The 25,610-nt window shown below is 60.9% G+C and carries 20 protein-coding genes and 2 pseudogenes; 12 read left to right on the plus strand and 10 right to left on the minus strand.

Features of this window, described 5'->3' with window-relative positions:
* The first annotated feature begins 252 nt into the window (after positions 1 to 252).
* Positions 253 to 765: a D-glycero-alpha-D-manno-heptose-1,7-bisphosphate 7-phosphatase gene (locus ACPPVR_RS13950; protein ID WP_426614770.1), complete on the plus strand. Its 513-nt coding sequence runs from the start codon at positions 253 to 255 to the stop codon at positions 763 to 765.
* A 599-nt stretch (positions 766 to 1,364) separates the two neighbouring features.
* Complete coding sequence (locus tag ACPPVR_RS13955) at positions 1,365 to 1,565, plus strand: hypothetical protein (protein WP_426614771.1); 201 nt, start codon at positions 1,365 to 1,367, stop codon at positions 1,563 to 1,565.
* Here the strand turns inward: ACPPVR_RS13955 and ACPPVR_RS13960 are convergent.
* Positions 1,560 to 1,787: a hypothetical protein gene (locus tag ACPPVR_RS13960; protein ID WP_426614772.1), complete on the minus strand. Its 228-nt coding sequence runs from the start codon at positions 1,785 to 1,787 to the stop codon at positions 1,560 to 1,562. The two genes, ACPPVR_RS13955 and ACPPVR_RS13960, sit on opposite strands and share 6 nt — an antisense overlap.
* A gap of 133 nt (positions 1,788 to 1,920) precedes the next feature.
* Here ACPPVR_RS13960 and ACPPVR_RS13965 point away from each other — a divergent pair, with 133 nt between their 5' ends.
* Positions 1,921 to 2,280 (plus strand): hypothetical protein, encoded by a 360-nt coding sequence (locus ACPPVR_RS13965; RefSeq protein ID WP_426616104.1) that lies wholly within the window; start codon positions 1,921 to 1,923, stop codon positions 2,278 to 2,280.
* 278 nt (positions 2,281 to 2,558) lie between these two features.
* Here the strand turns inward: ACPPVR_RS13965 and ACPPVR_RS13970 are convergent, their stop codons facing one another.
* Positions 2,559 to 3,089 carry a hypothetical protein gene (locus ACPPVR_RS13970; RefSeq protein ID WP_426614773.1) on the minus strand — a complete coding sequence of 177 codons (531 nt, stop codon included), beginning with the start codon at positions 3,087 to 3,089 and terminating at the stop codon, positions 2,559 to 2,561.
* Positions 3,090 to 3,233: 144 nt separating this feature from the next.
* On the opposite strand from ACPPVR_RS13970, the gene tnpA reads away from it, so the two are divergent.
* The 3 genes and pseudogenes from tnpA (at position 3,234) to tnpC (ending at position 5,595) form a co-directional block, all read left to right on the plus strand.
* Positions 3,234 to 3,629, plus strand: a complete 396-nt coding sequence (gene tnpA / locus ACPPVR_RS13975; RefSeq protein WP_426614774.1) for an IS66-like element accessory protein TnpA — start codon at positions 3,234 to 3,236, stop codon at positions 3,627 to 3,629.
* 50 nt (positions 3,630 to 3,679) lie between these two features.
* Positions 3,680 to 3,965: pseudogene (gene tnpB, locus ACPPVR_RS13980) on the plus strand (IS66 family insertion sequence element accessory protein TnpB).
* A gap of 94 nt (positions 3,966 to 4,059) precedes the next feature.
* A complete protein-coding gene (tnpC, locus tag ACPPVR_RS13985; protein ID WP_426616105.1) occupies positions 4,060 to 5,595 on the plus strand; it encodes an IS66 family transposase in 1,536 nt (511 codons plus the stop codon).
* 3 nt (positions 5,596 to 5,598) lie between these two features.
* On the opposite strand, the gene ACPPVR_RS13990 is transcribed toward tnpC, so the two are convergent.
* The gene (locus ACPPVR_RS13990) at positions 5,599 to 6,048 is read right to left on the minus strand and encodes a hypothetical protein (protein ID WP_426614775.1); all 450 of its coding nucleotides are present in this window, start codon (positions 6,046 to 6,048) and stop codon (positions 5,599 to 5,601) included.
* 688 nt (positions 6,049 to 6,736) lie between these two features.
* On the opposite strand from ACPPVR_RS13990, the gene ACPPVR_RS13995 reads away from it, so the two are divergent.
* From ACPPVR_RS13995 to ACPPVR_RS14005, 3 genes are all read left to right on the plus strand, one after another.
* Positions 6,737 to 16,840, plus strand: coding sequence for a beta strand repeat-containing protein (locus tag ACPPVR_RS13995; protein ID WP_426614776.1), 10,104 nt, complete (start codon positions 6,737 to 6,739; stop codon positions 16,838 to 16,840).
* A gap of 372 nt (positions 16,841 to 17,212) precedes the next feature.
* Positions 17,213 to 17,500 (plus strand): type II toxin-antitoxin system RelE/ParE family toxin, encoded by a 288-nt coding sequence (locus ACPPVR_RS14000; protein ID WP_426614777.1) that lies wholly within the window; start codon positions 17,213 to 17,215, stop codon positions 17,498 to 17,500.
* A gap of 3 nt (positions 17,501 to 17,503) precedes the next feature.
* Complete coding sequence (locus ACPPVR_RS14005) at positions 17,504 to 17,791, plus strand: HigA family addiction module antitoxin (RefSeq protein ID WP_426614778.1); 288 nt, start codon at positions 17,504 to 17,506, stop codon at positions 17,789 to 17,791.
* Positions 17,792 to 17,836: 45 nt separating this feature from the next.
* On the opposite strand, the gene ACPPVR_RS14010 is transcribed toward ACPPVR_RS14005, so the two are convergent.
* Positions 17,837 to 18,172, minus strand: a complete 336-nt coding sequence (locus ACPPVR_RS14010; RefSeq protein ID WP_426616349.1) for a hypothetical protein — start codon at positions 18,170 to 18,172, stop codon at positions 17,837 to 17,839.
* Between ACPPVR_RS14010 and ACPPVR_RS14015 the strand changes: the two genes are divergently transcribed.
* Both ACPPVR_RS14015 and ACPPVR_RS14020 read left to right on the plus strand, forming a co-directional pair.
* Positions 18,083 to 18,271 carry a type II toxin-antitoxin system HicA family toxin gene (locus ACPPVR_RS14015; protein WP_426616106.1) on the plus strand — a complete coding sequence of 63 codons (189 nt, stop codon included), beginning with the start codon at positions 18,083 to 18,085 and terminating at the stop codon, positions 18,269 to 18,271. The genes ACPPVR_RS14010 and ACPPVR_RS14015 overlap by 90 nt on opposite strands.
* A gap of 74 nt (positions 18,272 to 18,345) precedes the next feature.
* The gene (locus ACPPVR_RS14020) at positions 18,346 to 18,678 is read left to right on the plus strand and encodes a hypothetical protein (RefSeq protein WP_426614779.1); all 333 of its coding nucleotides are present in this window, start codon (positions 18,346 to 18,348) and stop codon (positions 18,676 to 18,678) included.
* A 202-nt stretch (positions 18,679 to 18,880) separates the two neighbouring features.
* Here ACPPVR_RS14020 and ACPPVR_RS14025 read toward each other — a convergent pair.
* From ACPPVR_RS14025 to ACPPVR_RS14035, 3 genes and pseudogenes are all read right to left on the minus strand, one after another.
* A pseudogene (locus ACPPVR_RS14025) lies at positions 18,881 to 19,137 on the minus strand (phenylacetate--CoA ligase family protein); the annotation flags it as partial.
* Positions 19,138 to 19,166: 29 nt separating this feature from the next.
* Positions 19,167 to 19,685 carry a D-glycero-alpha-D-manno-heptose-1,7-bisphosphate 7-phosphatase gene (locus tag ACPPVR_RS14030; protein WP_426614780.1) on the minus strand — a complete coding sequence of 173 codons (519 nt, stop codon included), beginning with the start codon at positions 19,683 to 19,685 and terminating at the stop codon, positions 19,167 to 19,169.
* Positions 19,686 to 19,775: 90 nt separating this feature from the next.
* Positions 19,776 to 20,999 carry a phenylacetate--CoA ligase family protein gene (locus ACPPVR_RS14035; RefSeq protein ID WP_426614781.1) on the minus strand — a complete coding sequence of 408 codons (1,224 nt, stop codon included), beginning with the start codon at positions 20,997 to 20,999 and terminating at the stop codon, positions 19,776 to 19,778.
* Positions 21,000 to 21,085: 86 nt separating this feature from the next.
* Here ACPPVR_RS14035 and ACPPVR_RS14040 point away from each other — a divergent pair, with 86 nt between their 5' ends.
* Positions 21,086 to 22,240 carry an AGE family epimerase/isomerase gene (locus ACPPVR_RS14040; RefSeq protein ID WP_426614782.1) on the plus strand — a complete coding sequence of 385 codons (1,155 nt, stop codon included), beginning with the start codon at positions 21,086 to 21,088 and terminating at the stop codon, positions 22,238 to 22,240.
* Positions 22,241 to 22,300: 60 nt separating this feature from the next.
* Here the strand turns inward: ACPPVR_RS14040 and ACPPVR_RS14045 are convergent, their stop codons facing one another.
* From ACPPVR_RS14045 to ACPPVR_RS14055, 3 genes are all read right to left on the minus strand, one after another.
* On the minus strand, positions 22,301 to 23,140 hold the full coding sequence (locus tag ACPPVR_RS14045; RefSeq protein WP_426614783.1) for an ABC transporter ATP-binding protein: 840 nt from the start codon (positions 23,138 to 23,140) through the stop codon (positions 22,301 to 22,303).
* Positions 23,141 to 23,205: 65 nt separating this feature from the next.
* Entirely contained in the window at positions 23,206 to 24,489 is a 1,284-nt protein-coding gene (locus ACPPVR_RS14050; protein ID WP_426614784.1) for an ABC transporter substrate-binding protein, read from the minus strand.
* Between the two features lie 45 nt (positions 24,490 to 24,534).
* On the minus strand, positions 24,535 to 25,608 hold the full coding sequence (locus tag ACPPVR_RS14055) for a branched-chain amino acid ABC transporter permease (RefSeq protein WP_426614785.1): 1,074 nt from the start codon (positions 25,606 to 25,608) through the stop codon (positions 24,535 to 24,537).
* Between the last annotated feature and the right edge of the window lie 2 nt (positions 25,609 to 25,610).

Consider the following 25,610-nt stretch of genomic DNA (forward strand, 5'->3'; position numbering starts at 1 on the left):
TGAATGCCAGTCCTTTCTGCAGCAATCTTATTGCTCGTTTCGGGACGCGAATGGCTCTGTTCTCGACCGCTTTAGCGCAAGGTCGGCAAGAGTCTGCACGGCATCAAAGCAACAAAACGAAGCCAATCGATGAAGGAGCAGCAAAGAAAATAACCCGAGGCCCGAGCTCAAATGCCTGACGGAGTGACATGTTGAAAAAGAGCACTGATTGTCGGAAGATGTTGGTTCCGAGCAACTTGGGCCAAAGATCTAATGCGTCCGGCAGTTTTCTTTGATCGCGATGGCGTCCTCAATGAGGATGACGGCTATGCTTCTGATCCGGACAAGATCCGGTGGGTAAAAGGAGCTCAACAGGCCGTAAAGGCCGTCAATGACGCTGGGTATTTCGCGTTTGTCGTTACGAACCAATCAGGAATTGCCAGGGGGTTCTATGAGGAGCGGCACGTTCGCAGTCTGCACGAATGGATGTCGCGTGAGCTCGCTCATATCGGTGCGCATATCAATGCCTTCGAATTTTGCCCACATCATCCCGATGGCCTAATCGCGCGATACCGCGTCCTCTGCAACTGCCGCAAGCCGCAACCTGGCATGATAAAAGCATTACTCGAGCGGTATCCGGTCGACGTTGGCGCTAGCTTCATGATCGGCGACAAGCAGAGCGATCTTGCTGCGGCGCAAGCAGCCGGCATCGCAGCTTATTTGTTTGATGGATCGAACCTCCATTCGTTCATCACTCCCCTTCTTGACGCAGGGATCTCGACATAGCCCCGCTTCGACATCAGTCGGATTCCGGTCGTCCGCGACCAAGGACTGATATCGCGGCGCTAATCTTTACTCAACTAGCCAAAGCAAGGAGGCGCATTGGCGTCAAACCGACAAATCGAAGCCAATCGGGCAAACGCAGCGAAGAGTACCGGCCCGCATACAAGTGCTGGCAAAGCTGCATCGAGCCGCAACGCTTATCGGCATGGTTTGTCTCGTAGGGACGAAACGGCTGGTTCTGGTCGCGATGAGTTCGACGAAGCCCTTGCGGCGGTACTGAATGGTGCGTCTATGGAAATGGCATTCCAAGACCTTGCCCGAGCGAGGAATAGACAGGATCGCCTCCGTGAACTTAGACTACATCTAATCATGGCTGTAATTCAGGGTGCTGAAGGGGGCCAAATAAGAGATTTGTCGGCGCTGGAGCGATACGAGAAGGCAGCCCTTTCGCGGCAGCGCCGCGGCCTCAAGCGCGTGAGGCGGTGCAACGGATGAGGACTAAGCCGGTTGGGAGGGACCGCGGTGGCTTTCAAACATTGCGCGGGCTAAATAGCTCGGTCCTGTGGCAGCATCGCTCAAATCTTCGAAGCCGTGGAGGTTACATGAACTACATCTTCCCGCTGCTGGTTTTGGCCATCAGCCGCCTGGTATTGCGTCGAATCTCGCTGGTCGTCCGTCGACAGCGTACATATTGGGCGGCACGCCCTGTTCTTGTCGGCGACAAAACATCAGACCGAGGACGAACGATCAGTGCATTGGCCACGGTTTGCCTCCGCGACGACATTTGCGTTCCGATTTTATAACCAAGCAAACCGCGACGAGATATGCTTGCCGACCCAATTTAGCAAAATTGAGCAGATAACCGGTGTCAGGCCGACCCAAAGCAAGGATCGCCCCTGCGCTGCGCTGATAGATCTCAGATACAGAAGGGCGCCGAGGAAAATGCCGTAATTTCGTCTGAAGTCGCCATTGAGCCGGGCGATCTTCGACAGCTCGCTAGTAGACGCTTGGACTTCCTCTGCCATAGGGCTGCTCCTTCAGCTTCGCAGGACCAGCACCCTATAAACTTCTGTTTTGCCCGACGGCACAAGTGGAATTTCGGCAAATCAAAAGGATCTAGGCTGACATAAGCAATTGTCGGATGTAACCTTGTTGGAAGTGGCCGTTTTCCGGTTCGAGGTAAAGATGGAACGAGCGCTTGCTATTGTGGTGATTCTACTTCTGCCGATAACGTGCCTGAATGCTGGATCAACGATCGTTGGCGCTGGCTCGCAATCTTGTACCAGCTGGTTGAATAGGAAGAAGAACCCGGTCGTAAAGGCAGCGTTTGAATCCTGGGTTGTGGGCTTCGTCAGCGGGCTGAATGTCAGTGCCGAGAGGGAAATTGTCGGCGGGGGCGATTTCACCGCGATTGTCGCGTGGATGGACCGGCGCTGCGTATCTCGTCCGACAGATCAAATTGGAATTGCGACTTTGGACCTGGCGATGGAATTAGCTGGCCAAGCTGCAAATCGCTAAGGTTGCAGGTTGCCAGTTTACGCTGTTGAGCAGCTAGCTCAAGTAGCCTGTTCTTCGGGGCACTGAAGGTTCAATCTCGCGCAAGCGAGCGCATTTTGTTTTCCTTCTTACCTGGATGATATCTGGTCGGATGCTCAAGGCAAAACGTCCGCGCCCTGCGCGGAGTTCTCTTGGGAAGACCACGACGATAATGACCCCGGCCGCGATCCACGATTCAGCCTTCGTTTGTGAACGCGGCTGAGTTTCTTCAACAGGCTGCTAGGCATAAGGCCAACGATTTAGACTAGAAATTCGCCTGTATTGTGATAGGTGTTGATGTATGCCGTCAGAAAGGCATCGTTCGTTGCGAATTTCCCAATCAAGTCTGGATGTGCTTGTTGGTAGGCCGCGACATTGAAGCCAGCGTCGCTTCGACCTTCGCGCTCTCCATACGTGATGTAGTGAACCGCACCAGCTTCATTATTTGCGCCGTACGCGTTCATGAGATCGGTGTACTGCGCGGTGTAGGCTAATCCATCGAACGTTGTTGTTCGGCCTTCCGCTGACCCAAAATTTATGAAATGAGCTGCCCCAGCCTGTTCGTTGGCTCCATAGGCCTGGATGAGATCGCTATAGCTCGCAATGTAGTCGTAGCCGTCGAACGTCGTAGTACGCCCTTCTTGATTTCCATACTCGATGAAATGAAATGCGCCGGCGTCGCTATTCGCGCCAAAAGCTTTGATCAGGTTGCGCCGTACTGAAGCCCAGCGAGCAGCAAGAGAGCCGTTGCATACGAGCGGAAATACTGGAACGCGCCCGCTAGCGGCCAAGCCGAAACTGCCTACAACAAGGCAACGGCGAACATGACGATGGGGACAACTTTGAAGGTACGCATCCGACGAGCGCCGTCTTGTCTGACGCGCTGTAATTCGCCAAGCCTGTGACCTTAAGTCTAGCTTTAAGGTCATCGGGCGATGCGAGTCGAGGTTTTGGGCGGGTTGGAGCGGCGGCGGCGCTGGTCGCAGGATGACAAGGCGCGAATTGTCGAGGAGACGCTGGCGCGGGGCGCAAAGGTGACTGCGGTCGCGCGTCGCAACGGAGTAGCAGCCAGCCTGGTGTTTACCTGGCGTCGACAAGCCCGGACATCCGAACAGGTCGTACCATCTTTTGCGCCGGTGCACATCGCCGCCACGGAAGCGGAAGAAACTTCGAAGCTTTTACCTGCGGGTGATAGCCGAGGGCGATCTGTGGTGGCCGCGCGTATTGGGTTGATCGAGATCGACCTTGGCAACCGGCGACGTATCCGAGTGGATGCGCACGTCGATCGAGAAGCGCTGGCGCGGGTCCTCGATGTGCTTGAGCGCCGATGATTGCCATACCGGGTAATGTGCGGGTGTGGCTTGCGACCGGCCACACCGATATGCGCCGCGGCTTTCCAAGCCTTGCGCGGTTGGTCCAGGAGACCTTGAAGCGTGATCCGCACGCTGGTGATCTCTACGTTTTTAGGGGTCGCCGCGGCGACCTGATCAAAATCATTTGGCAAGGGCGCGTGTCTGTTCACCAAGCGGCTGGAACGCGGCCGCTTTGTGTGGCCATCACTGGCGGACGGCGTTGTAACGGTCAGCGTTGCGCAGCTCTCCTATCTGCTGTCCGGCATCGACTGGCGGATGCCGCAGGCAACCTGGCGTCCACAGGCTTCCGGTTAAATCGAGCGAGATTTTTTGCGACGAATATGGTTGATTCGTCTTCGTGACGACGCACGCCGATCCGCTTCCCACCGACCTTGCCGCTGCGCATGCGATGATCATTGCGCAGCGCGAACAGCTGACGCTGGCGAAGAGCGAAGTGACCGTCGGCCGGCTGGAAATCGAGCGGCTGAAGCTGATGCTGGCCAAGGCACGGCGAGAACAGTTCGGGCAATCTTCTGAACGTGGCAAGCTGCTGGTCGAGCAGCTCGAACTTGCCATCGAGGATCTTGAAGAGACTCAGGCGGAGCAGGAAACCAAAGCCGAGTTCGCAGCACCAGAAGCCGCCAAACAGAAGCACGGGCAGAATCCACGGCCGTCGCGACGCTCCTTAGCGGATAACCTGCCGGTCGAACGTATCGTCGAACCCGCGCCTTGCGCGTGTGGTAAGTGCGGCAGCGAGCGGCTGCACAAGCTTGGCGAGGTGATATCAAAGACGCTGGAATGCGAGCCGCGGCGCTGGAAGATTATCGAGCACGTCCGCGAAAAGTTCTCCTGCAGGGATTGCGAGGCGATCACAGAGGCGCCGGCGCCCTCCCATCCGATCCCGCGAGGCTTTGCCGGACCGAACCTGGTGGCGATGGTGCTGGTCAACAAGTTCCTGCTGCATCAGCCGTTGAACCTGCAGAGCAAGACTTATGCTCGTGAGGGGATCGAGATCGACGTCTCGACCCTCGCGGATCGGGTCGGCACCTGCGTGGTAGCACTCGATCCCATTATTGAGGCCATCCGGATCCACGTCATGAGCGCGGAACGCATCCACGCCGACGATACGACGGTGCCGGTACTGGCCAAGCTGAAGACGGTGACCGGCCGGATCTGGACCTATGTTCGCGATGACCGGCCGTTTGGCGGCACGGATCCGCCGGCGGCCCTGTTCTACTACTCGCGCAACCGGGCTGGAGAGCACCCGCGAAGCCATCTTGCCGGCTATGTGGGCCTGATGCAGGCCGATGCCCTTGATGGATATAACCAGCTCTACAAGGCCCAAAGGAAGCCGGCTCCAATCCTTGAAGCGGCCTGCTGGAGCCATGGCCGAAGAAAGTTCTTTGATCTGGCGAAGTCTGGAGAGGCGCCGATTGCCAGCGACGCCGTGCGGCGCATCGATATCCTGTTCGAGATCGAGCGCACCATCAACGGCAAAACGCCGGAACAGCGACTTGCGGTGCGTCGTGAGAAGTCCGCGCCGATCGTTGCTGATCTCGAGATCTGGATGCGCAAGCAGCGGACCTTGCTCTCCTCAGGCAACGATACTGCAAAGGCGATCAACTACCTGCTCAACGGCTGGGCGGCGTTTACCCGCTTCCTGGACGACGGACGCGTCTGCCTCTCGAACAACGCTGCCGAACGAGCGCTACGCGGCGTGGCTATCGGAAGACGAAATTGGACCTTCGCCGGTTCAGATGCTGGCGGCAATCGTGCCGCCGCCGTCTATACCCTGATCGAAACCTGCAAGATGAACGACGTTGATCCGCAAGCCTGGCTCGCTGACGTGCTGGCCAGGCTTCCGGATTACCCCATCAACAGAGTCGCCGACCTGCTCCCGTGGATTTGGAAGGCGGACCGAAGGTCCAAAGCGGCTGCCGCCTGAGCGCTACGGCAGACCGGCGCGCCTGGCCGGGGTGCTGGCCGGATGCGTACCTTTGAAGCTAATTCGACTACGATAGATGGTTGCCACACATGCGCCTGCAAGGATTTCGTCCACGCGAAGGTGTGTCTGTACAGCGAGATATGCCCCCGCGTTAATGCGTAGCAGCGTGATCAACAGGCACGCGGGCCACACGATCCACAGACCTTTGCGTCCTGCAGCCAACACTACGAGCGCGATCGCCAAATAGAATTGTGCTTCAACGCACAGCGACCAGAAATGCTCGGTCCAGCCATTGGCCAGATTTTGCGTCAGATAATTGACCACAAAGGGATTGGTCCAAATCAATGCTTTTGGATCAAAACTGAAAAACAGGAAAACTACGAATGTGTACGCGAACGCCAGCGGCAGAATTCGCTCTAGTCGCAGGCGCCCAGCCGGCACCTGCGAGAGCAAAAATCACCAGAAACTTGGTCGGGGGCCACGGCCGAGAGCCCATTCATAAGCAGCGATCGTCTTCCGGGCCTTGGCATCCCAGCTGTAGAGCTTCATGGCGTGTTGACGTGCCGTCTCGCATGGACGCACAAATGTCTCAAACGCTTGTCCGCCAAAAATCGGTTTGCTGAGGCGACCCGGGCATTCGGAATTGATTTCAATACGTTAGCAAATTTGACTGATCTGGCCAAACAGCCAAGAAAAAGCCTTAGGTGGGCATTAACCATACTTTAGGCGGGCGAACTATGGGGGCCGCTGTTTCGGGGCCGGGGGGCCTCGGTGGGGATTTCGTGAAAAGTACGAGAAAGCGAGGTCGGTAGGCTTCGCTTGCTGTCGGACGGCCCGCGTCGCGGACGGGGGTCTCTTCACATGCGTTCGCGCGCGCGGCTTAGTGTTCTCAAGCCCGATTAAATCCGGTGGATTTAAATGCTGTAGATATGGGGCTTGCTGAACAGACACATGACTAATTCACTGTTGAAATACAGCAATGGTTGGGACCTCGGGGTGACCAAGGTCAACCCGCTCACATCGAGTGGGTTGGCCTCCGCACCAAGGATTTTACAGTGTTTCCACCAATTTTTAGCTGCTTACGGAATAACTTTTTCAAACAATGTCCCTACCGTCGGCCTCCAACTGCAGGCGCTCGCATTTGCGCCAGCAGACGGCAAATTCGAATCCAATCGATGAGGCCATCGTGCTGAAAGCTCCATTTCGCAGTTTCTTCCAGCGGCGGGCTGATCAGGCCCTTGACGACAGGACTACCGACTTCGATGCACTGGCATCGCTCGAGGAAATCGCTGGCAGCCCTTTGAATTTTCTCGATGGCGCTTCGCCGTTCGGCTCGACTCCGGCGCCTCCAGGCGCGGCTCCCAGCTTCAGCGCGACGGCCCTGTCGGGCGAAGCAGGCTTCGCATCGACGCCGTTTAGTGTTGAAACCGCGCCGGCGGTTGCGATCGCTGAAGGTGCCAGCGTCGAAATCTCCGGTGACAGCGCGCAGTCCGTGACCTTCACCGGCACGACCGGCACTCTCAAGCTCGACCACTCGCTCGCTTTCACAGGCCATGTCGCGGGATTGACGGGATCCGATGCGATCGACCTTGTCGATGTGAACTATGGAATCCAAACCCAAGTAACGTTTTTGGGCAATGCAAGCGGCGGCACGCTTACCGTCACGGATGGAATAAACACGGCCAATATCGTGCTGCAGGGCGACTACCTGTCGTCGACCTGGCATCTTTCCAGCGACGGGAACGGCGGCACTATCGTCGTCGATCCGGTCGCTGCGAACAATTGGCAAACCCTCCCAATCGGTGCCGGAGGCTACCTCTCCGGCATTGATGTCGCCCCCGATGGTACGATGGTTGTCCGTACCGACACCTATGGGGCGTATCTCTGGACTGGGACGCAGTGGCAGCAACTCGTGACTTCAACGAGTATGCCGGCTGCTTTTGTGGCTGCAAACACTGACGCCGGGATACTTAAGCAGGGCGTCTATGAGATTCAGATTGCGCCGAGCAATTCAAGCATCATGTATATGATGTATGACGGCTATGTCTTCAAAAGCATCAATAAAGGGACAAGTTGGACGCAAACGTCGTTCGCTCAGGTTTCCGAAACTCCGAACGACAGCTATCGCGGCTTCGGCCAAAAGATGGCTATCGACCCCAACAATCCCAATGTGATCTATGTTGGGACGCCGCAGAACGGTCTTTTCGTCACGACGGACGGAGGCGTCACCTGGCAAAATGTGGGCGCTATGCCGGTGCCGTTGTCGGATGGTCAGGGCGGATATCCGGGTATCACCGGCATCGAATTTGATCCGGCCCTCGGCGCGACTGGAGGAAAAACCAACACCATCTTCGCTGCAAGCTCCGGCAACGGCGTCTATGAAAGCACAAACGGGGGGACCACGTGGACGAAGCTAAGTGGCGGCCCGAGCAACGTATCGTACGCCGCGGTTTCAAGCACCGGCGCCTACTATGCAGCTAATGACGACGGCACCACTTCCTCACTCTGGAGGTATGGGAACGGCAGCTGGACTCAACTGTTGTCGACTTATAGCGGCGACATTCACTCGGTGGCGGTCAATCCCTCCAATGCGTCCGAAATAGTTGTCCAAGGCTGGGATGGCAGCATCAATATCAGTTACAACGGCGGCACTACGTGGAGCGGCTTTAATCAAAGCAGAACTCTGAATGCAACGGATATTCCGTGGCTGGCCAATTCCGGAAGCTGGATGACAATCGGCGGGACAGTCTTTAATCCGCTGATTCCGAATCAGCTGATTTCGTCCGCCGGCGTTGGCGTCTGGACCACGACCCTGCCAACGTCAAACTTTAGTACAAGCGCGCCCGTTGTTTGGAATTCCCAGAGCATCGGCATCAACCAATTGGTTGCTGTTGAAATCATTGTGCCACCAGGTGGTAAGCCGGTTGCCGCTTCCTGGGATCGTCCATTCTTCTATGTAAACAGTCTCACTCAATACACCTCAACCTATAGCCCTAATACTGGTGGCAACTTAGCTCAGGGCTGGTCGCTTGATTATGCGTCGTCGAGCCCAAACTTCGTTGTGGGGCTTGCCGATTGGTATGGCATTGAGGAGTCTGGCTTCTCGACTGACGGCGGCCAGACTTGGACTCCGTTCGCAAGCTTTCCGGCGATTGATGGCGCATATGTAAACGGTACGTTGACCGGTCAACAACAGGTTGGCGGAACGATCGCGGCAAGCACGCCGCAAAACATTGTATGGGCGCCTTCAGGCGGTGTTGCTCCCTATTACACGCTCAACGGAGGCGTAACCTGGAACACCATCACTCTCCCGGGTGTCTCTAGCTGGAGCGGGTTTGACTGGGCCTACTATCTCAACGAGAGAACGGTTACCGCCGACCGCGTACTGACGAATACGTTTTATCTCTATTACCCCGGTCAAGGTGTATTCGAAACCACGAATGGCGGGACGACGTGGACGAAGGTATTTAGCGGAGAAATTTCAGGCAATTCTTCGTTTAACAGCGAACTGATGTCTGTTCCGGGCCAAGCCGGCAATATCTTCTTTACCGGAGGACCTCAGAGCGGCTCTCAACCAAACAATGAGGGCTTTTATCGATCGACCGATGGGGGAGCCACTTGGACGGCTGTTCCCAATGTGCTTGAAGTCAATACGTTTGGTTTCGGCGCGCCGGCACCGGGACAGACCTATCCATCGATCTACGTTGTTGGATGGGTCAACAACGTCTATGGCATCTGGGAATCAGATAACAACGCCCAATCTTGGACCCAGATCGGGACCTATCCGCAAGGCAGTCTTGATCAGATCACGACCATTTCGGGCGATCCGAATACTTACGGTCAAGTGTACATCGGTTTCAGCGGCTCAGGATTCGCCTATTTGCCAGCCGCCACTGCCGGCACCAGCCCGACGGCGACGTCTATCGTGGAGTCACCCTCAAGCGGCGATCTAAACGCCGGAAACACGGTCACGCTGACGCTCAACCTGAGCTCGGCGGTGACGGTTGCGGGCGGCACCCCGACGTTAACGCTCAACGACGGCGGCACCGCGACCTACACTGGCGGCTCAGGCACCACCGCGCTGACCTTCAGCTACACGGTGGGGCCCGGACAGAGCACAGCATCACTGGCGGCGACCGCGGTCAACCTCAACGGCGCGACGATGCAGGACAGCGGCGGGCATACTGCCAGCCTGTCGCTGGCTGGCGTCAGCCAGACCGGGCCGCAGATCGATACCACGGCGCCGGTGATCAGCTCGATTACGGAGACCCCCTCGAGCGGTGACCTCAACGCCGGCAAAACCGTCGTCTACACTCTCACTATGAGCGAAGTGGTTACGGTAAACACGACCGGCGGCACCCCGACACTGACGCTCAACGACGGCGGCATCGCGACCTACACCGGCGGCTCGGGCAGCACTGCGCTGACCTTCAGCTACACGGTTGCGGCCGGGCAGAACACGTCGGACCTGACGGTGACGGCGGTCAACCTCAACTCCGCCACGGTCAAGGACGGTGCGGGCAATGCCGCCAACCTGGCCGGCGCGGTAGCGAACCCGTCCGGGACGCTGCAGATCGACACCACGGCGCCGACAGTGTCATCGGTGGCAGCCACTGGCACCGGCATCACGTCGGGCAGCGGCAATCTTGCGGCAGGCAACGTGGTGACGCTGACGCTGAACCTGAGCGAGGCGGTGACGGTTGCCGGTGGCACGCCGACGCTGACGCTGAACGACGGTGGCGTTGCGACCTATACCGGCGGCTCGGGCACCGGTGCGCTGACCTTCAGCTACACGGTGGCGGCCGGCCAGAACACGTCCGACCTGGCGGTGACGGCGGTCAACCTCAACTCCGCCACGGTCAAGGACGGTGCGGGCAATGCTGCCAACCTGATCGGTGCGGTAACGAACCCGTCCGGCACGCTGCAGATCGACACCACGGCACCGACGGTGTCGTCGGTGGCAGCCTCTGGCACCGGCATCACGTCGGGCAGTGGCAGTCTAAATGCCGGCGATGTGGTGACGCTGACGCTGAACCTGAGTTCTGTGGTGACGGTTGCGGGCGGGACGCCGACGCTGACGCTGAACGACGGTGGCGTTGCGACCTATACCGGCGGCTCTGGCACTGGTGCGCTGACCTTCAGCTACACGGTTGCGGCCGGGCAGAACACGTCCGACCTGGCGGTGACGGCGGTCAACCTCAACTCCGCTACGGTCAAGGACGGTGCGGGCAATGCCGCCAACCTGACCGGTGCGGTAACGAACCCGTCCGGCACGCTGCAGATCGACACCACGGCACCGACGGTGTCGTCAGTGGCGGCTTCGCCGAACAATGGAGTCGAATTTCCCGGCGACAACGTTATTCTGACTTTGACCTTCGGTGAGGCGGTCACAGTTACCGGTACACCGACGCTGACGCTGAACGATGGTGGCACGGCTATCTATTCTGGAGGTTCGGGTACCGGCACGCTGACTTTCAAGTATGTTGTTGCCTCGAGCGACAGCACAGTCTCAGCGCTCGCAATTACGCAGGCTAATCTTCCGAATGGTGCGGCGATCAAGGACACTGCGGGCAATGCAGCTAACTTGGCTGGTGCTCTAGTAACCTTCCCGAATCTTTCGATCGATCCGCCGGCACCTGGCCCGACGATCAGCTCAATCGCGGAGTCGCCGTCTACAGGAAATCTGAACGCTGGAAACACTGTCACGCTGACGCTCACTTTGAGCTCGGCTGTGACGGTAGCCGGCGGCACGCCGACGCTGACGCTGAACGACGGCGGTGTTGCGACATACACGAGTGGCTCGGGCACTGGAACGCTGATCTTCAGCTACACGGTGGCGGCTGGGCAGAATACCTCTTCGCTGTCGGCGACGGCCGTAAATCTTAACGGAGCGACAGTTGTAGACGGCAGCGGTAATGACGCAAACCTTTCGTTGAACGGGGCCACTCAGCTAGGTCCCCAGATCGACACGACGGCGCCGACGGTATCGTCGGTTGCGGCGTCGGGCACCGGCATCACGTCGGGCAGCGGCAATCTCAATGCTGGCAACTTGGTGACGCTGACGCTGAACCTGAGCGAGGCGGTGACGGTTGCGGGCGGGACGCCGACGCTGACGCTGAACGATGGCGGCGTTGCGACCTATACCGGTGGCTCGGGCACGGGAGCGCTGACCTTCAGCTACACGGTTGCGGCCGGCCAGAACACGTCGGACCTGACGGTGACGGCGGTCAACCTCAACTCTGCCACGGTCAAGGACAGTGCGGGCAATGCGGCGAACCTGACCGGTGCGGTGACGAATCCGTCCGGGACGCTGCAGATCGACACCACGGCACCGACAGTGTCGTCGGTCGCAGCCTCGGGGACTGGCATTACGTCTGGCAGTGGCAACCTTGCCACGGGCAGCGTGGTGACGCTGACGCTGAGCCTGAGCGAGGCGGTGACGGTTGCGGGCGGGACGCCGACGCTGACGCTGAACGACGGTGGCGTTGCGACCTATAGCGGCGGCTCTGGCACTGGTGCGCTGACCTTCAGCTACACGGTGGCGGCCGGCCAGAACACGTCCGACCTGGCGGTGACGGCGGTCAACCTCAACTCCGCCACGGTCAAGGACGGTGCGGGCAATGCTGCCAACCTGACCGGCGCGGTGACGAATCCGTCCGGCACGCTGCAGATCGACACCACGGCACCGACGGTGTCGTCGGTGGCAGCCTCTGGCACCGGCATCACGTCTGGCAGCGGCAATCTTGCGGCAGGCAACGTGGTGACGCTGACGCTGAGCCTGAGCGAAGCGGTGACGGTTGCGGGTGGCACGCCGACGCTGACGCTGAACGACGGTGGCGTTGCGACCTATACCGGCGGCTCCGGCAGCAATGCGCTGACCTTCAGCTACACGGTGGCGGCAGGGCAGAACACGTCCGACCTGACGGTGACGGCGGTCAACCTCAACTCCGCCACGGTCAAGGACGGTGCAGGCAATGCCGCCAACCTGACCGGTGTGGTGACGAATCCGTCCGGCACGCTGCAGATCGACACCACGGCGCCGACGGTGTCGTCGGTCGCAGCCTCGGGGACTGGCATTACGTCTGGCAGTGGCAACCTTGCCACGGGCAGCGTGGTGACGCTGACGCTGAGCCTGAGCGAGGCGGTGACGGTTGCCGGCGGGACGCCGACGCTGACGCTGAACGACGGTGGCGTTGCGAGCTATACCGGCGGCTCGGGTACCGGTGCGCTGACCTTCAGCTACACGGTTGCGGCCGGCCAGAACACGTCGGACCTGACGGTGACGGCGGTCAACCTCAACTCCGCCACGGTCAAGGACAGTGCGGGCAATGCGGCGAACCTGACCGGTGCGGTGACGAACCCGTCCGGCACGCTGCAGATCGACACCACGGCACCGACGGTGTCGTCGGTGGCAGCCTCTGGCACCGGCATCACGTCGGGCAGTGGCAGTCTAAATGCCGGCGATGTGGTGACGCTGACGCTGAACCTGAGTTCTGTGGTGACGGTTGCGGGCGGGACGCCGACACTGACGCTGAACGACGGTGGCGTTGCGACCTATACCGGCGGCTCGGGCACCGGTGCGCTGACCTTCAGCTACACGGTGGCGGCAGGGCAGAACACGTCCGATTTGGCGGTGACGGCGGTCAACCTCAACTCCGCGACAGTCAAGGATGGAGCGGGCAATGCGGCGAACCTGGCCGGCGCGGTGACGAACCCCTCCGGCACGCTGCAGATCGACACCACGGCCCCCGTGGTCAGCACGATTTCAGAAACGCCCTCAACGGGTGCACTCAATGCGGGCAGGATCGTCGCCTACACCATCACGATGAGCGAAGTGGTGGCGGTCAACACCACCGGCGGCACTCCGACACTGTCGTTGAACGATGGCGGCACTGCTACCTATGTTGGTGGTTCGGGCACCAACGCGCTGACGTTCAGCTATACTGTATTGGCGGGTCAGAATACCCCCGACCTTATGGTGTCGGCCTTCAACTTGAACGGTGCCGGCATCGCTGACGGCGCGGGCAATTCGGCTAATTTGTCGCTGACAGGCATCGCTCAGGGCAGCCCCTCAATCGACACCATGGCGCCAACGGTGTCGTCGGTGGCGGCCTCGGGCACGGGGATCACCTCGGGCAGCGGTACGGTCGGAGTAGGCAGCGTGGTAACGCTGACGCTGAACATGAGCGAGGCGGTGACGGTTGCGAGCGGGACGCCGAGGCTGATGCTGAACGACGGCGGCGTTGCGACCTATACCGGCGGCTCGGGCACCGGTGCGCTGACCTTCAGCTATACTGTCGGATCAAGCGATAGCACTGTCTCAGCGCTCGCAATAATCCAAATGGTCGCAAACGGCGCGACGATCAGGGACACGGCGGGAAACTCAGCCAATCTATCAGGCGCATTGACAAGTCTTCCGAACCTCGCCGTCGGTGTTCCGGTTGGAGGCACCGTGATCGAGTCCTACGGCTCGACCAGCCTGGTTCAAGTTGGTTCAAACTACTATCTCAACAGCAACAGCACGGGCACCGGCCCGATGTTGAAATTCGGCGCTTCGGCAGTGACGGTCGGCTTTTTCGGATCGTCCTGGTCGCCGATCGGGGCGGAGCAGGTCTCCGGCGGCGGCTACGACGTCGCCTGGAAGAACTCGTCGACCGGGATGTTCTCGTTCTGGAACGTGGACAGCAACGGCAACTATGTTTCGAACCTGCAACAGGATGCGACCGGCGGCAGCACGATGGTGACCTCGCTGGAGACGACCTTCCATCAGGACCTCAACGGCGACGGCGTGATCGGCACTGGTCCCGTCACCACGAGCACCATCGAGTCGGCGGGTTCGACCAGCCTGGTCCTGGCCGGTTCGAACTACTATCTCAACAGCATCAGCACCGGCACCGGCCCGATGTTGAAATTCGGCGCTTTGGCAGTGACGGTCGGCTTTTTCGGATCGTCCTGGTCGCTGATCGGGGCGGAGCAGGTCTCCGGCGGCGGCTACGACGTCGCCTGGAAGAATTCGTCGAGCGGAATGTTCTCGTTCTGGAACGTGGACAGCAACGGCAACTATGTTTCGAACCTGCAACAGGATGCGACCGGCGGCAGCACGATGGTGACCTCGCTGGAGACGACCTTCCATCAGGACCTCAACGGCGACGGCGTGATCGGCACTGGTCCCGTCACCACGAGCACCATCGAGTCGGCGGGTTCGACCAGCCTGGTCCTGGCCGGTTCGAACTACTATCTCAACAGCATCAGCACCGGCACCGGCCCGATGTTGAAATTCGGCGCTTCGGCAGTGACGGTCGGCTTCTTCGGATCGTCCTGGTCGCTGCTCGGGGCGGAGCAGGTCTCCAGCGGCGGCTACGACGTCGCCTGGAAGAATTCGTCGAGCGGAATGTTCTCGTTCTGGAACGTGGACAGCAACGGCAACTATGTTTCGAACCTGGGGCCCGATGCGACAGGCAGCAGCGCGACCGTGATGTCGCTGGAGGCGACCTTCCATCAGGACCTCAACGGCGACGGCGTGATCGGCACTGGTCCCGTCACCACGAGCACCATCGAGTCGGCGGGTTCGACCAGCCTGGTCCTGGCCGGTTCGAACTACTATCTCAACAGCATCAGCACCGGCACCGGCCCGATGTTGAAATTCGGCGCTTCGGCAGTGACGGTCGGCTTTTTCGGATCGTCCTGGTCGCTGATCGGGGCGGAGCAGGTCTCCGGCGGCGGCTACGACGTCGCCTGGAAGAATTCGTCGAGCGGAATGTTCTCGTTCTGGAACGTGGACAGCAACGGCAACTATGTTTCGAACCTGCAACAGGATGCGACCGGCGGCAGCACGATGGTGACCTCGCTGGAGACGACCTTCCATCAGGACCTCAACGGCGACGGCGTGATCGGCACTGGTCCCGTCACCACGAGCACCATCGAGTCGGCGGGTTCGACCAGCCTGGTCCTGGCCGGTTCGAACTACTATCTCAACAGCATCAGCACCGGCACCGGCCCGATGTTGAAATTCGGCGCTTCGGCAGTGACGGTCGGCTTCTTCGGATCGTCCTGGTCGCTGCTCGGGGCGGAGCAGGTCTCCAGCGGCGGCTACGACGTCGCCTGGAAGAATTCGTCGAGCGGAATGTTCTCGTTCTGGAACGTGGACAGCAACGGCAACTATGTTTCGAACCTGCAACAGGATGCGACCGGCGGCAGCACGATGGTGACCTCGCTGGAGACGACCTTCCATCAGGACCTCAACGGCGACGGCGTGATCGGCACTGGTCCCGTCACCACGAGCACCATCGAGTCGGCGGGTTCGACCAGCCTGGTCCTGGCCGGTTCGAACTACTATCTCAACAGCATCAGCACCGGCACCGGCCCGATGTTGAAATTCGGCGCTTCGGCAGTGACGGTCGGCTTCTTCGGATCGTCCTGGTCGCTGCTCGGGGCGGAGCAGGTCTCCGGCGGCGGCTACGACGTCGCCTGGAAGAATTCGTCGAGCGGAATGTTCTCGTTCTGGAACGTGGACAGCAACGGCAACTATGTTTCGAACCTGGGGCCCGATGCGACAGGCAGGAGCGCGACCGTGATGTCGCTGGAGGCGACCTTCCATCAGGATCTCAATGGTGATGGAGTGATCGCCCTATCCGGTAGTGGGACAATCATCGGAACGAAATCGTTGGCTATCGGCAATTGGGCAAGCGTGGAACTCGCCGGGGCCTATTCCGGCACCATTGGCTTCGCAGGAGCAACCGGTACGCTTGTGATCGACCAATCGACGAAATTTAGTGGCACTCTGAGCGGTCAGCTGACCACGACCGATTTCATTGATCTGCGCGACATTACTGCCGGTGCCAGCGCGACCGTCAGTTATACCGGGAACAATTCACCTGGGACGCTCAGCGTGAGCGACGGAACCAATACGGCGACTATTGCTCTTAGTGGCAACTATTCGCTGGGTAACTTCATCGTATCAAGCGATGGTAAGGGCGGCACAATGCTTGTCGATCCGCCGTTTTCCACAAATCAGGGGAGCGAAGCCCTGGCGAGTAGTTCGGATCCAGCGTCGGCTTGGCTCGACTCGATCGACGCTAAACTCGCTTTGTGGTCGCAACACAACGCATCGGCATTCCCATCTTCGCCGTTCGATGCCGGCTTGTCGGGGACGACTGGGATTTCTGAGATTGGTGGTGTCAATCCGGCCTTCCAGCTCGCGACGTCGGCAACTACGCAGCAGCATTATCAAAGCGCTTTGTCATAAAGTGCTGTACGTCATCGGAGTGACGTCCGGCGCCGAGCGGACCGCCTTAACGCTCTCAAGAGCACCAGTCCGAAAGCGACCGGCGCAACACGCGCGCCTGCAAAACTGCTACCTCCACGGCCAACACGAGTGATCGAGCCCTCAAGACCATCACTCCAACGATAAGTAGAAATTCAGATTAATACATCTATTTGTTGATGAGGCGGAGCGCCGTTGAGTTCATCGCGGCAAGCGCAGAGTCGCCAGCCAAGTCCGGCAGGTGCTGCGGCGGATCGGACTATGTTTCCAGGACTATTCTTTTCAGTGGCCGCAGGTTTCATCATTGTAGAAGCGGCTGTTGCGAGTATCCGCTGCCAGTAGTACGTTATTGCCATGATCCGATCGTGGCACAACGCCGCCAGCCGTAAGGTTTGGGTGGGCGAAACGCCCAGTCAATTTCGAGGCTTGGATTTTGCTTGGGCGCTGGATTTGTTGTCCGCGTTGAATGTCGCCAGCACCCTGCAGGACTTAAGCCCACTTAAAAGTGTCGGACTGCATAAGCTCAAGGGAGACCGAAAAGGCCAATGGGCAATGACTGTGAACGCACGTTGGCGCATTTGCTTTGTGTTCAGGAAGGGCGACGCTCACAACGTAGAGATCGTAGACTACCACAAGGGATAGCTTATGCCATTCGCAACACATCCAGGCGGCTTCTTGAAGCGTGAATTAAAAGCGCGTGAGCTCAGTGCAAATCGGCTCGCGCTCGATCTCAGCGTACCGTCCGGTCGCATCACGGACATACTCAATGGACGCCGGTCGATCACTGCTGATACAGCCGTGAGGCTCGGTCGATATTTTGGAAATCGTGCCCAATTCTGGCTTGACCTACAGAGTCAATACGACATTGCTGTCATTGAACGTGAGCGTGGTGCTGAGATCGCGAGCCGTGTGCGACCAGCGGATGTGGCGTGAGGTGCAATCCGCTGCACCCGTCAGCACGCAGCTTTCTGCGCCTCGCTAACCTCGACAACGACGCCTCCGAACGGCTTGGCCGCTATGAAGCAGCGGTCCGCCGGGCTCGGTAGGCATTTCGCTCTGTATCTGGAGCAGGCCGGTCTCGACCGGGTTGCGCGCCTTAATCGCCATGGCGCACGCTTCATCGACGAGAACGGCGGCGGCCCAGTTATACGGCTGCGAAAGTCCGGAAAACTTACTCAATAAATGACGCATTCTGCTTGACGGAAGCTGCGGGCAATGCCGCAGCTGGAAACCAGCAGGAACAAGGTAGTCGCGCGGCTCGATCGCGACGGCTCGGTCGGCCGCCATGGTGGCGACCATGATGTCTATAAACATCCCGCTAGGCCTGGACGCATCGTCGTACCGTGTCACCGTACGTTATCGCCGGGTGTGGCCCACGTCATCGCCAAGGTCGCGGGCTGGCTCGATCCGTAGGAGGTGTTCCGGCTCGGGCTGCCCTCGCTCGGGCTGATCGATCGCCAGATCAACGCCGCTCAGAAGGCAAACTGATGGCGACCGAGAAGCAGATCGCCGCCAACAGGAGGAACGCCGCCAAGAGTACTGGGCCGCGGACCGAATCGGGGAAAGCACGCGCCAGGATGAACGCGCTTCGTCACGGCCTGGCCGTAGCATTGGGAAATCAAGCTGTGATGTCCGACGTCGTTCTCGAAGAGCTGTCTGACCGGCTGGCGCGCATCGAGACAGAGCGGGGCAAGCTGACCTTCGACATCGAAACTCGATTGTGGGAGGCAGGTGGCGGAGGCGTCGATGACCTTCTACACCAGCTGGTCTACCTAGAGCGCTATGCGCGGCGCTGTTCGTCGGCGCTGCGAAAAAGGTAGGCGGCGGGAGGGTCAGTTTTGGCAGAACGAACCCAATTGTTGGGAAGCAGAGAAGGCCCTGGACCGCCTTGGCAACCGGCGTATGCGACAGGTGTTCGACATGCAAAGCCTGCAAGCGGGTCCAGGTTGTTGGCCACGCAGAGATGGCTGGGGAGATCTAAAGCATGATCCGGAAGAGTGTGCAGCGGTTTTCCGAAAAGACGAGCTTTGTCACGGCGCGCAAAGTGCCTACTATCTCCTCGCGGAGTGCCTCGCTGGCCGCTGTAGTTTCCACCTTGAGTGTCACCACATCGGTCTCGCCCTGGCGGTTGACGACGAGGCGGAGACGGCCCAGCCCGGGGTGGCGCCTGGCAATATCTGCGACTTGTTCGGGCCGCACGAACATGCCCTTAACCTTGGTGGTCTGGTCGGCGCGGTCCATCCAGCCCTGATGCGCCTATTGTTGCGCCCGTACGGGCTCTTGGGGGAAATGGTTGGATCGGCTCGTCTTAGTGCGACCCCAGCGCTTGCCGCACAAAGGTCTCGAGGTTTCCTTCGCGAAACAACAGGCCGCGGATGCCTGCGGCCCGGGCCGCTTCGAGGTCGCGCGGCTGATCGCCGATCAGGATGCTCCTGTCGGCTGCGACGGGAAAGCGCGTCATCAGGTCGGTGATCATGCCTGGCGCGGGCTTGCGCCGGTGGCTGTCGCGACGATAGCGCTCGATGGGGGCCTCGGGATGGTCGGGACAATATTCGAACGCATCGATATGGGCGCCGACCGCGGCCAGCTCGTCCGCCATCCAGCAATGCAGCGTGAGCACGTCGCTTTCTTCATAGAGCCCGCGGGCGACGCCGGACTGGTTGGTGACGATGAAGGCGAAATAGCCGGACTGGTTCACGAGCCTGACCGCCTCGCGCGCGCCGTCTATCCACTTGAACTTGGCGGACTCGAAGAGGTAGCTCGTGTCGTGATTAAGGACACCGTCACGGTCGAAGAAGACGGCCGGGCGCGTCGATCTCGTTGTCATGGGGTGTCGCGACATGTGTTTGCGATCCTTGTTCACCGTTCCGGTGGCCGCTTGTCAAGGATGTCGCAAAGGCGCTGCGGAGGACGCTGCCTACCGCTCGTCCGCGATCACCTTGCCGTCATTCGGCAGCGCGCCGGGGCTCACCAGTTCGACCGTCCCGCCGAGCTTCGTCACCGTGCGCAAGGTGCCGGCGATCTCCTCGCGCAAGGCGTCGCTTGCGGTTGCCGTTTCCGCTCTCAGCGTCATCGCGTCGGTCTCGCGCTCGCGCGTGACGACCAGGCGCAATCTCCCGAGTGCGGGATGGCGCTTGCCGATCTCGGCGATCTGCTCGGGGCGGACGAACATGCCCTTGACCTTGGTGGTCTGGTCTGCGCGGCCCATCCAGCCCTTGATGCGCATGTTGGTGCGGCCGCATTTGCTCGGCCCCGGCAGCGCCGCGGTGAGGTCGCCCAGCGCGAGCCGGATGCAGGGGTGGTGCGGATCGAGCGAGGTCACCACGATCTCGCCGACATCGCCCGGCGCCACCGGATCGCCGGTGCCGGGTTTGACGATCTCAATGATCAGGTCCTCGTTCACGACCATGCCGTCGCGCGCCTCGGTCTCGAAGGCGATGAGGCCGAGATCGGCGGTGCCGAAGGCCTGGTAGGCGTCGACGCCGCGCGTCTTGATCTCGGCCTGGAGCGAGGGCGGGAAAGCGGCACCGGAGACCAGTGCGCGCTTGATCGACGAGACGTCGCGGCCTGCGGCCACCGCTGCATCGAGCAGGATCTTCAGGAAATCGGGTGAACCGCTGTAGCCGACGGGGCGGTAGGCCTCGATCAGTTCGAATTGCTGCTCGGTGTTGCCGGGCCCGGCCGGGATCACGGCGCAGCCGAGCGCGCGTGCGGAGGAGTCGAAAATAAAGCCGCCGGGGGTGAGGTGGTAACTAAAGGTGTTGAGCACGACGTCCTGGGGACGGAACCCGGCCGCGTACAGCGCCCGCGCACCGCGCCATGGGTCGGCCTGCCGTCCCTCCGGCTCGAAGATCGGGCCCGGGGAGGTGAAGAGGCGGGCGAACGACCCCGGGGCCGCCGCCACGAAGCCGCCGAAGGGCGTGGAGGCCTTGTGCAGGGCCGGCAGCTCCGACTTGCGTAGCACCGGCAGGGCCGCCAGCGCCGCTCTGGAGGTCACCGCGGCCGGATCGATGCCCCTGAGCCGCTCGGCATAGGCCGGCGCGGCCATGGCGCTGCGCAGCACGTCCGGCAGGCGTGCGAACAGATCGGCCTCGCGCGCCGCTTGCTCGCGCGTCTCAAGGGCGTCGTAATGGGCGGTCATGGCAGGTCTTTCCGGGTTGGCATCTGTTGCGCGCCGCCGCTCGCATGGGTATCAGACGGCCATTGGCGGGGCGTGGAGAGGGCGCGATGGCGGACGAAGGCATCATTCCAGTAGACGAGACGGCTGAAATCGTCGCGCGCCTGAAGCGCAACATGATCGACGATGCGTTGCCCCTGTGGTCGACCGTGGGCTGGGACCACGCCGCGGGCGGCTTTGTCGAGCGATTGCACCGTGACGGCACGGCGGATACAGCCGCGCCAAGACGCGTGCTCGTGCAGGCCCGGCAGATCTATTGCTACGCCAAGGCGGCGCAGATGGGCTGGTATCCCGAGGGCCGCGCCATCGCGCTGAAGGGGCTCGAGCACCTGCTGGCCAAGGCCAAGGCGCCCGACGGCCGGCCCGGCTACGTGCACCGGCTGACGCCGGAGGGCGCCGTGCTGGACGCACGGCGGGATGCCTACGACCACGCCTTCATCCTGTTCGCGCTGGCAACCGTCTATGCGCTCGACAAGGACGAGCAGATTCGCGCCGAGATCGACGCGCTGCTTGCCTTTCTCGACGTCCATCTGCGCTCGCCGCATGGCGGCGTCCACGAAAGCCTGCCGGTCTCGCTGCCGCGTCGGCAGAACCCGCATATGCATCTGTTCGAGGCGATGATCGCGTGTTTCGACGCGACCCACGATCTGGCGTTCCAGAATCGCGCCGGTGAGATATTCGCGCTGTTCCTCTCCAACTTCTACGACAAGCAGAAGCGCGTGCTCGGTGAGTATTTCGAGGAGGACTGGTCGAAGATCGCGCCGGTCAGCGTCGAGCCCGGCCATCAGGCGGAATGGGTCTGGCTGCTGAAGGGGTTCGAACGCATCACGGGTTGCCCGACCGGGCCGCGGCGTGCGGAGTTGCTGGCGACCGCGCTGCGCTATCGCGACGAGGCGACGGGCTGTCTGATCGACGAGGGCGATGATACCGGCAACATCCGCCGCAGTACGCGCCGGCTGTGGCCGCAGACCGAAATGGCGAAGGCCTGGATCGCGCAGGCCGAGTCCGGCGAGGCGGGGGCGGCGGAAGAAGCGCGCGCGGCGCTGGTGCGGCTCGAACGGCATTATCTCAGCCATCCCGTACGGGGCGGCTGGTACGACCAATTCGACAGCGACGGCAAATCGCTGATCGACACCATTCCTGCGTCGTCGTTCTATCATGTTCTCTGTGCAGTCGCCGAAGCGGAGCAAGTGCTTGAAAGTTAGAGGCTGTATTTTTGGGCACGTTTTCTTCACGCGAACCGGTTTCCACTTCGCTTGAAAACGCTATAGCCAGCGCTTGCGGCGCTTGAAGCTCTTGAGGTTCTTGAAGCTCTTGCGCTGGTCGCCGGCGCCGCCGAGGTAGAATTCCTTGACGTCCTCGTTGTCGCGCAATTCGTCCGCAGTGCCGTCGAGCACGACCTTGCCCTGCTCCATGATGTAGCCGTGGCTTGCCACCGACAGCGCAGCGCGCGCGTTCTGCTCCACCAGCAGGATGGTGACGCCGAGGTCGCGGTTGATCTTCTGGATGATCGAGAACACCTCCTTCACCAGCAGCGGCGACAGGCCCATCGACGGCTCGTCCATCAGGATCATCTTCGGGCGGGCCATCAGCGCGCGGCCGATCGCCAGCATCTGCTGCTCGCCGCCGGAGAGATAGCCGGCTAGTCCCGTGCGCTCCTTCAGGCGCGGGAAATAGTTGAAGACCATGTCGAGATCGGCGTCGACCTCGCGGTCCCTGCGGGTGAAGGCGCCGAGCTTGAGGTTTTCCAGCGACGTCATGTCGGCGACGATGCGCCGGCCTTCCATGACCTGGAAGATGCCGCGGCGCACGATCTTGTCGGGATCGATCCCGGCAATGGGCTCGCCCTCGAACAGGATTTCGCCGCGCGTGACCTCGCCGTCCTCGGTCTTGAGCAGCCCGGAGATCGCCTTCAGCGTCGTCGACTTGCCGGCGCCGTTGGCCCCCAACAGCGCCACGATCGCGCCCTTGGGCACGTCGAGGCTGAGGCCGCGCAGCACCAGGATGACGTCGTCATAGACGACCTCGATGTTGCGCACCGCGAGGAGGGGCGCGGGCGCAACGGCGGTTGGCGTGGGGCGAGATGATTCGAGTGTGTCGGTCATGGGGTACGCCACCAATTTGTGCCGTCATGCCCGGGCTTGTCCCAGGCATGACGGCGGGGATGCAATCACCAGCCCAGCAGCTCCGGCTTGCGCGGCAGCTCGACGGTCTTGACCTTCTCGAGCTTGATCGTGCCCTTGGTCATGAGGTCGTTGAGATCGCCGTCGGTCGCGCCCGTGATCTTGGTGCGATAGAGGTCGACCTTCAGCGTGCCGCGATGGTCCTTGTCGGTCCAGGTCGAGGGATTGCAGACGCCTTCCATTCCGGCCGGCACCCAATCCTTCTTCTGGTAAAAACCCTTCACGACGTTGTCGCCGATCGCGCCGCCGTTCTTGGCGGCCCAGTCGAGCGCTTCCTTCATGTAGAGCGCCGAGCAGACGCCGGCGATGTAGTGCACGGGGCGATAGACCTTGCCGGTGGGGTCGGACATCTTCGAGATCTCCATCACCGTCTTCATGCCGGGCGCATCGCCGCCCCAGCTCACCGCGGTGCGCAGCGGGAAGATCACGCCGTCGGCAGCGTCGCCCGCGGTCTTGGCGGCGTTCTCGTCCATGCCCCAGACGTTGCCGAGGAACTGCACCTCGGCGCCGGCGGTCTTGCAGGCTTTCATCACTGAGATGTTGGAAGCCGCCGTGTTACCGAGATAAGCGTAGTTGGCGCCCGAGGATTTCAGGCTCAGGCACTGCGCGCTGTAGTCACCCGGCGCCAGCGCGAACACCAGCGGCGGCAGCACCTCGAAGCCGAGCTCCTGAGCCATGGCTTCGCCGGCCGCCTTCGGCGCGTTCGGATACGGATGGTTGGCGCCCATGTGCACAAATTTCGGCTTGCCGGGCTTGCCCTTGGCCTTCCAGTCTTCGGCTGCCCAGATCAGCATCGCGCGGAGCGAGTCCGAATAGCTCGGGCCGTAGAAGAAATTGTAGGGCGCAGGCTTCGCCTTGCCACTGACGCCTTCGGGATCGGTGAGGGCTGCGGCATAGGAGCCGGAGAGGTCAGGGATCTTGTCCTGGGCGAGGAAGCCGGTCAGTGCTTCGGTATCCGCGGTGCCCCAGCCCATGATGGCCGCAACCTTGCTGTCCGATGCCGACCACTTCTTGTAGAGCGCGATCGCCTTCGGCACCTGGTAGCTATAGTCGTTGGTGTCGACGTTGAGCTGCTTGCCGCCGATGCCGCCATTCTTGTTCACCCAGGCAAAGGTGTCGGCGACGGCCTGGCCATAGGGCGTGCCGACGTCGGAGGTGCCGCCGGAATAATCGGCGAGGTGCCCGATCGCGATCTGCGCCTGCGCACTCGCCGAGAACGCTGCGATCACAAGCGCAAGCGATGCGGTGCTCAAAAGGGATTTTGTCTTCATGGGGTGCCTCCTCCTGTTTATTCGTTGGTTAGAGAGTTGCCGTGCTCAATGCGAGAACGGATAGAGTTTCCAGTACGCCTTGATCTGCCGCCAGCGATGCGCGAGGCCGTCCGGCTCGAACATCAGGAACGCGATGATGATCACCCCGATCGCGATCTCGCGCAGGAAGGTGATGTTGTTGTTGAGCGAGAGTGCCTTGTCGATCGCGCCGCCCTTTAAGGACAGGCTGATGAACTCCATCGTCTCCGGCAGCAGCACCACGAAGGCGGTGCCCATCAGCGTGCCCATGATCGAGCCGGTGCCGCCGATGATGATCATGGCGAGGAACAGGATCGAGCGCTCGATGCCAAAGCCTTCCTGCGAGACCACGAGCTGGTAGTGCGCATAGAGCGCGCCCGCGATGCCGGCGAAGAAGGCGGCCAGCCCAAACGACAGCGTGCGGTATTTGGTGAGGTTGATGCCCATGATCTCCGCAGAGAGATAATGGTCGCGGATCGCCACCAGCGCGCGGCCGTCGCGCGTGCGCATCAGATTGGTGACGAGGACGTAGCTTGCGATCACGTAGGCCAGCACGACGTAGAAATATTGGCGGTCGCCGCGCAAGCTGTAGCCGAAGATCGAGAACGGGTTGGCGCTGGCCGGCACCGAGCCGCCGGTGAGCCACTCCGCGCGGGAGAAGAAGTCGAGCAGGATGTATTGCGCGGCCAGCGTCGCGATGACGAGGTACAGTCCCTTGAGCCGCGCCGCAGGGATGCCGAAGACCAGCCCGACCAGCGCCGTGACGACGCCCGCGAGCGGGATCGCGAAGAACACCGGGATCGGCGCATTGTTGGAGATGTAAGCCGAGCTGAACGCGCCCAGCAGGAAGAAGGCGGCGTGCCCGATCGAGATCTGGCCGGTGAAGCCGACCAGGATGTTCAGCCCCAGCGCCGCGATCGAGAAGATGCCGATCTGGATCAGGATGCTGAGCCAATAGCCGCCGAGGAATTGCGGCACGAGGCAGAGCAGCAGCACGCCCACGATCGCGAAGTTGCGGCTGGTGGTGGTTGGGAAGATCGTGGTGTCGGCCGCATAGGAAGTGCGGAAATCACCAGCAGGGATGAGGGCAGGGCCGGCCATGG

This window comes from Bradyrhizobium sp. McL0616 (assembly GCF_049993385.1).
GTDB lineage: Bacteria > Pseudomonadota > Alphaproteobacteria > Rhizobiales > Xanthobacteraceae > Bradyrhizobium.

Bases quoted from the DNA above. Each gene is read 5' to 3' on its own strand.
- ACPPVR_RS14005 (WP_426614778.1), top strand. From the start codon at position 17,504: ATGCCATTCGCAACACATCCAGGCGGCTTCTTGAAGCGTGAATTAAAA.
- ACPPVR_RS14000 (WP_426614777.1), top strand. From the start codon at position 17,213: ATGATCCGATCGTGGCACAACGCCGCCAGCCGTAAGGTTTGGGTGGGC.
- ACPPVR_RS14030 (WP_426614780.1), bottom strand. From the start codon at position 19,685: ATGACAACGAGATCGACGCGCCCGGCCGTCTTCTTCGACCGTGACGGT.
- ACPPVR_RS13955 (WP_426614771.1), top strand. From the start codon at position 1,365: ATGAACTACATCTTCCCGCTGCTGGTTTTGGCCATCAGCCGCCTGGTA.
- tnpC (WP_426616105.1), top strand. From the start codon at position 4,060: ATGATCATTGCGCAGCGCGAACAGCTGACGCTGGCGAAGAGCGAAGTG.
- ACPPVR_RS14010 (WP_426616349.1), bottom strand. From the start codon at position 18,172: ATGTTTATAGACATCATGGTCGCCACCATGGCGGCCGACCGAGCCGTC.
- ACPPVR_RS14035 (WP_426614781.1), bottom strand. From the start codon at position 20,999: ATGACCGCCCATTACGACGCCCTTGAGACGCGCGAGCAAGCGGCGCGC.
- ACPPVR_RS14045 (WP_426614783.1), bottom strand. From the start codon at position 23,140: ATGACCGACACACTCGAATCATCTCGCCCCACGCCAACCGCCGTTGCG.
- ACPPVR_RS14020 (WP_426614779.1), top strand. From the start codon at position 18,346: ATGGCGACCGAGAAGCAGATCGCCGCCAACAGGAGGAACGCCGCCAAG.
- ACPPVR_RS13950 (WP_426614770.1), top strand. From the start codon at position 253: ATGCGTCCGGCAGTTTTCTTTGATCGCGATGGCGTCCTCAATGAGGAT.
- ACPPVR_RS14050 (WP_426614784.1), bottom strand. From the start codon at position 24,489: ATGAAGACAAAATCCCTTTTGAGCACCGCATCGCTTGCGCTTGTGATC.
- ACPPVR_RS13960 (WP_426614772.1), bottom strand. From the start codon at position 1,787: ATGGCAGAGGAAGTCCAAGCGTCTACTAGCGAGCTGTCGAAGATCGCC.
- tnpA (WP_426614774.1), top strand. From the start codon at position 3,234: ATGCGAGTCGAGGTTTTGGGCGGGTTGGAGCGGCGGCGGCGCTGGTCG.
- ACPPVR_RS14055 (WP_426614785.1), bottom strand. From the start codon at position 25,608: ATGGCCGGCCCTGCCCTCATCCCTGCTGGTGATTTCCGCACTTCCTAT.
- ACPPVR_RS14040 (WP_426614782.1), top strand. From the start codon at position 21,086: ATGGCGGACGAAGGCATCATTCCAGTAGACGAGACGGCTGAAATCGTC.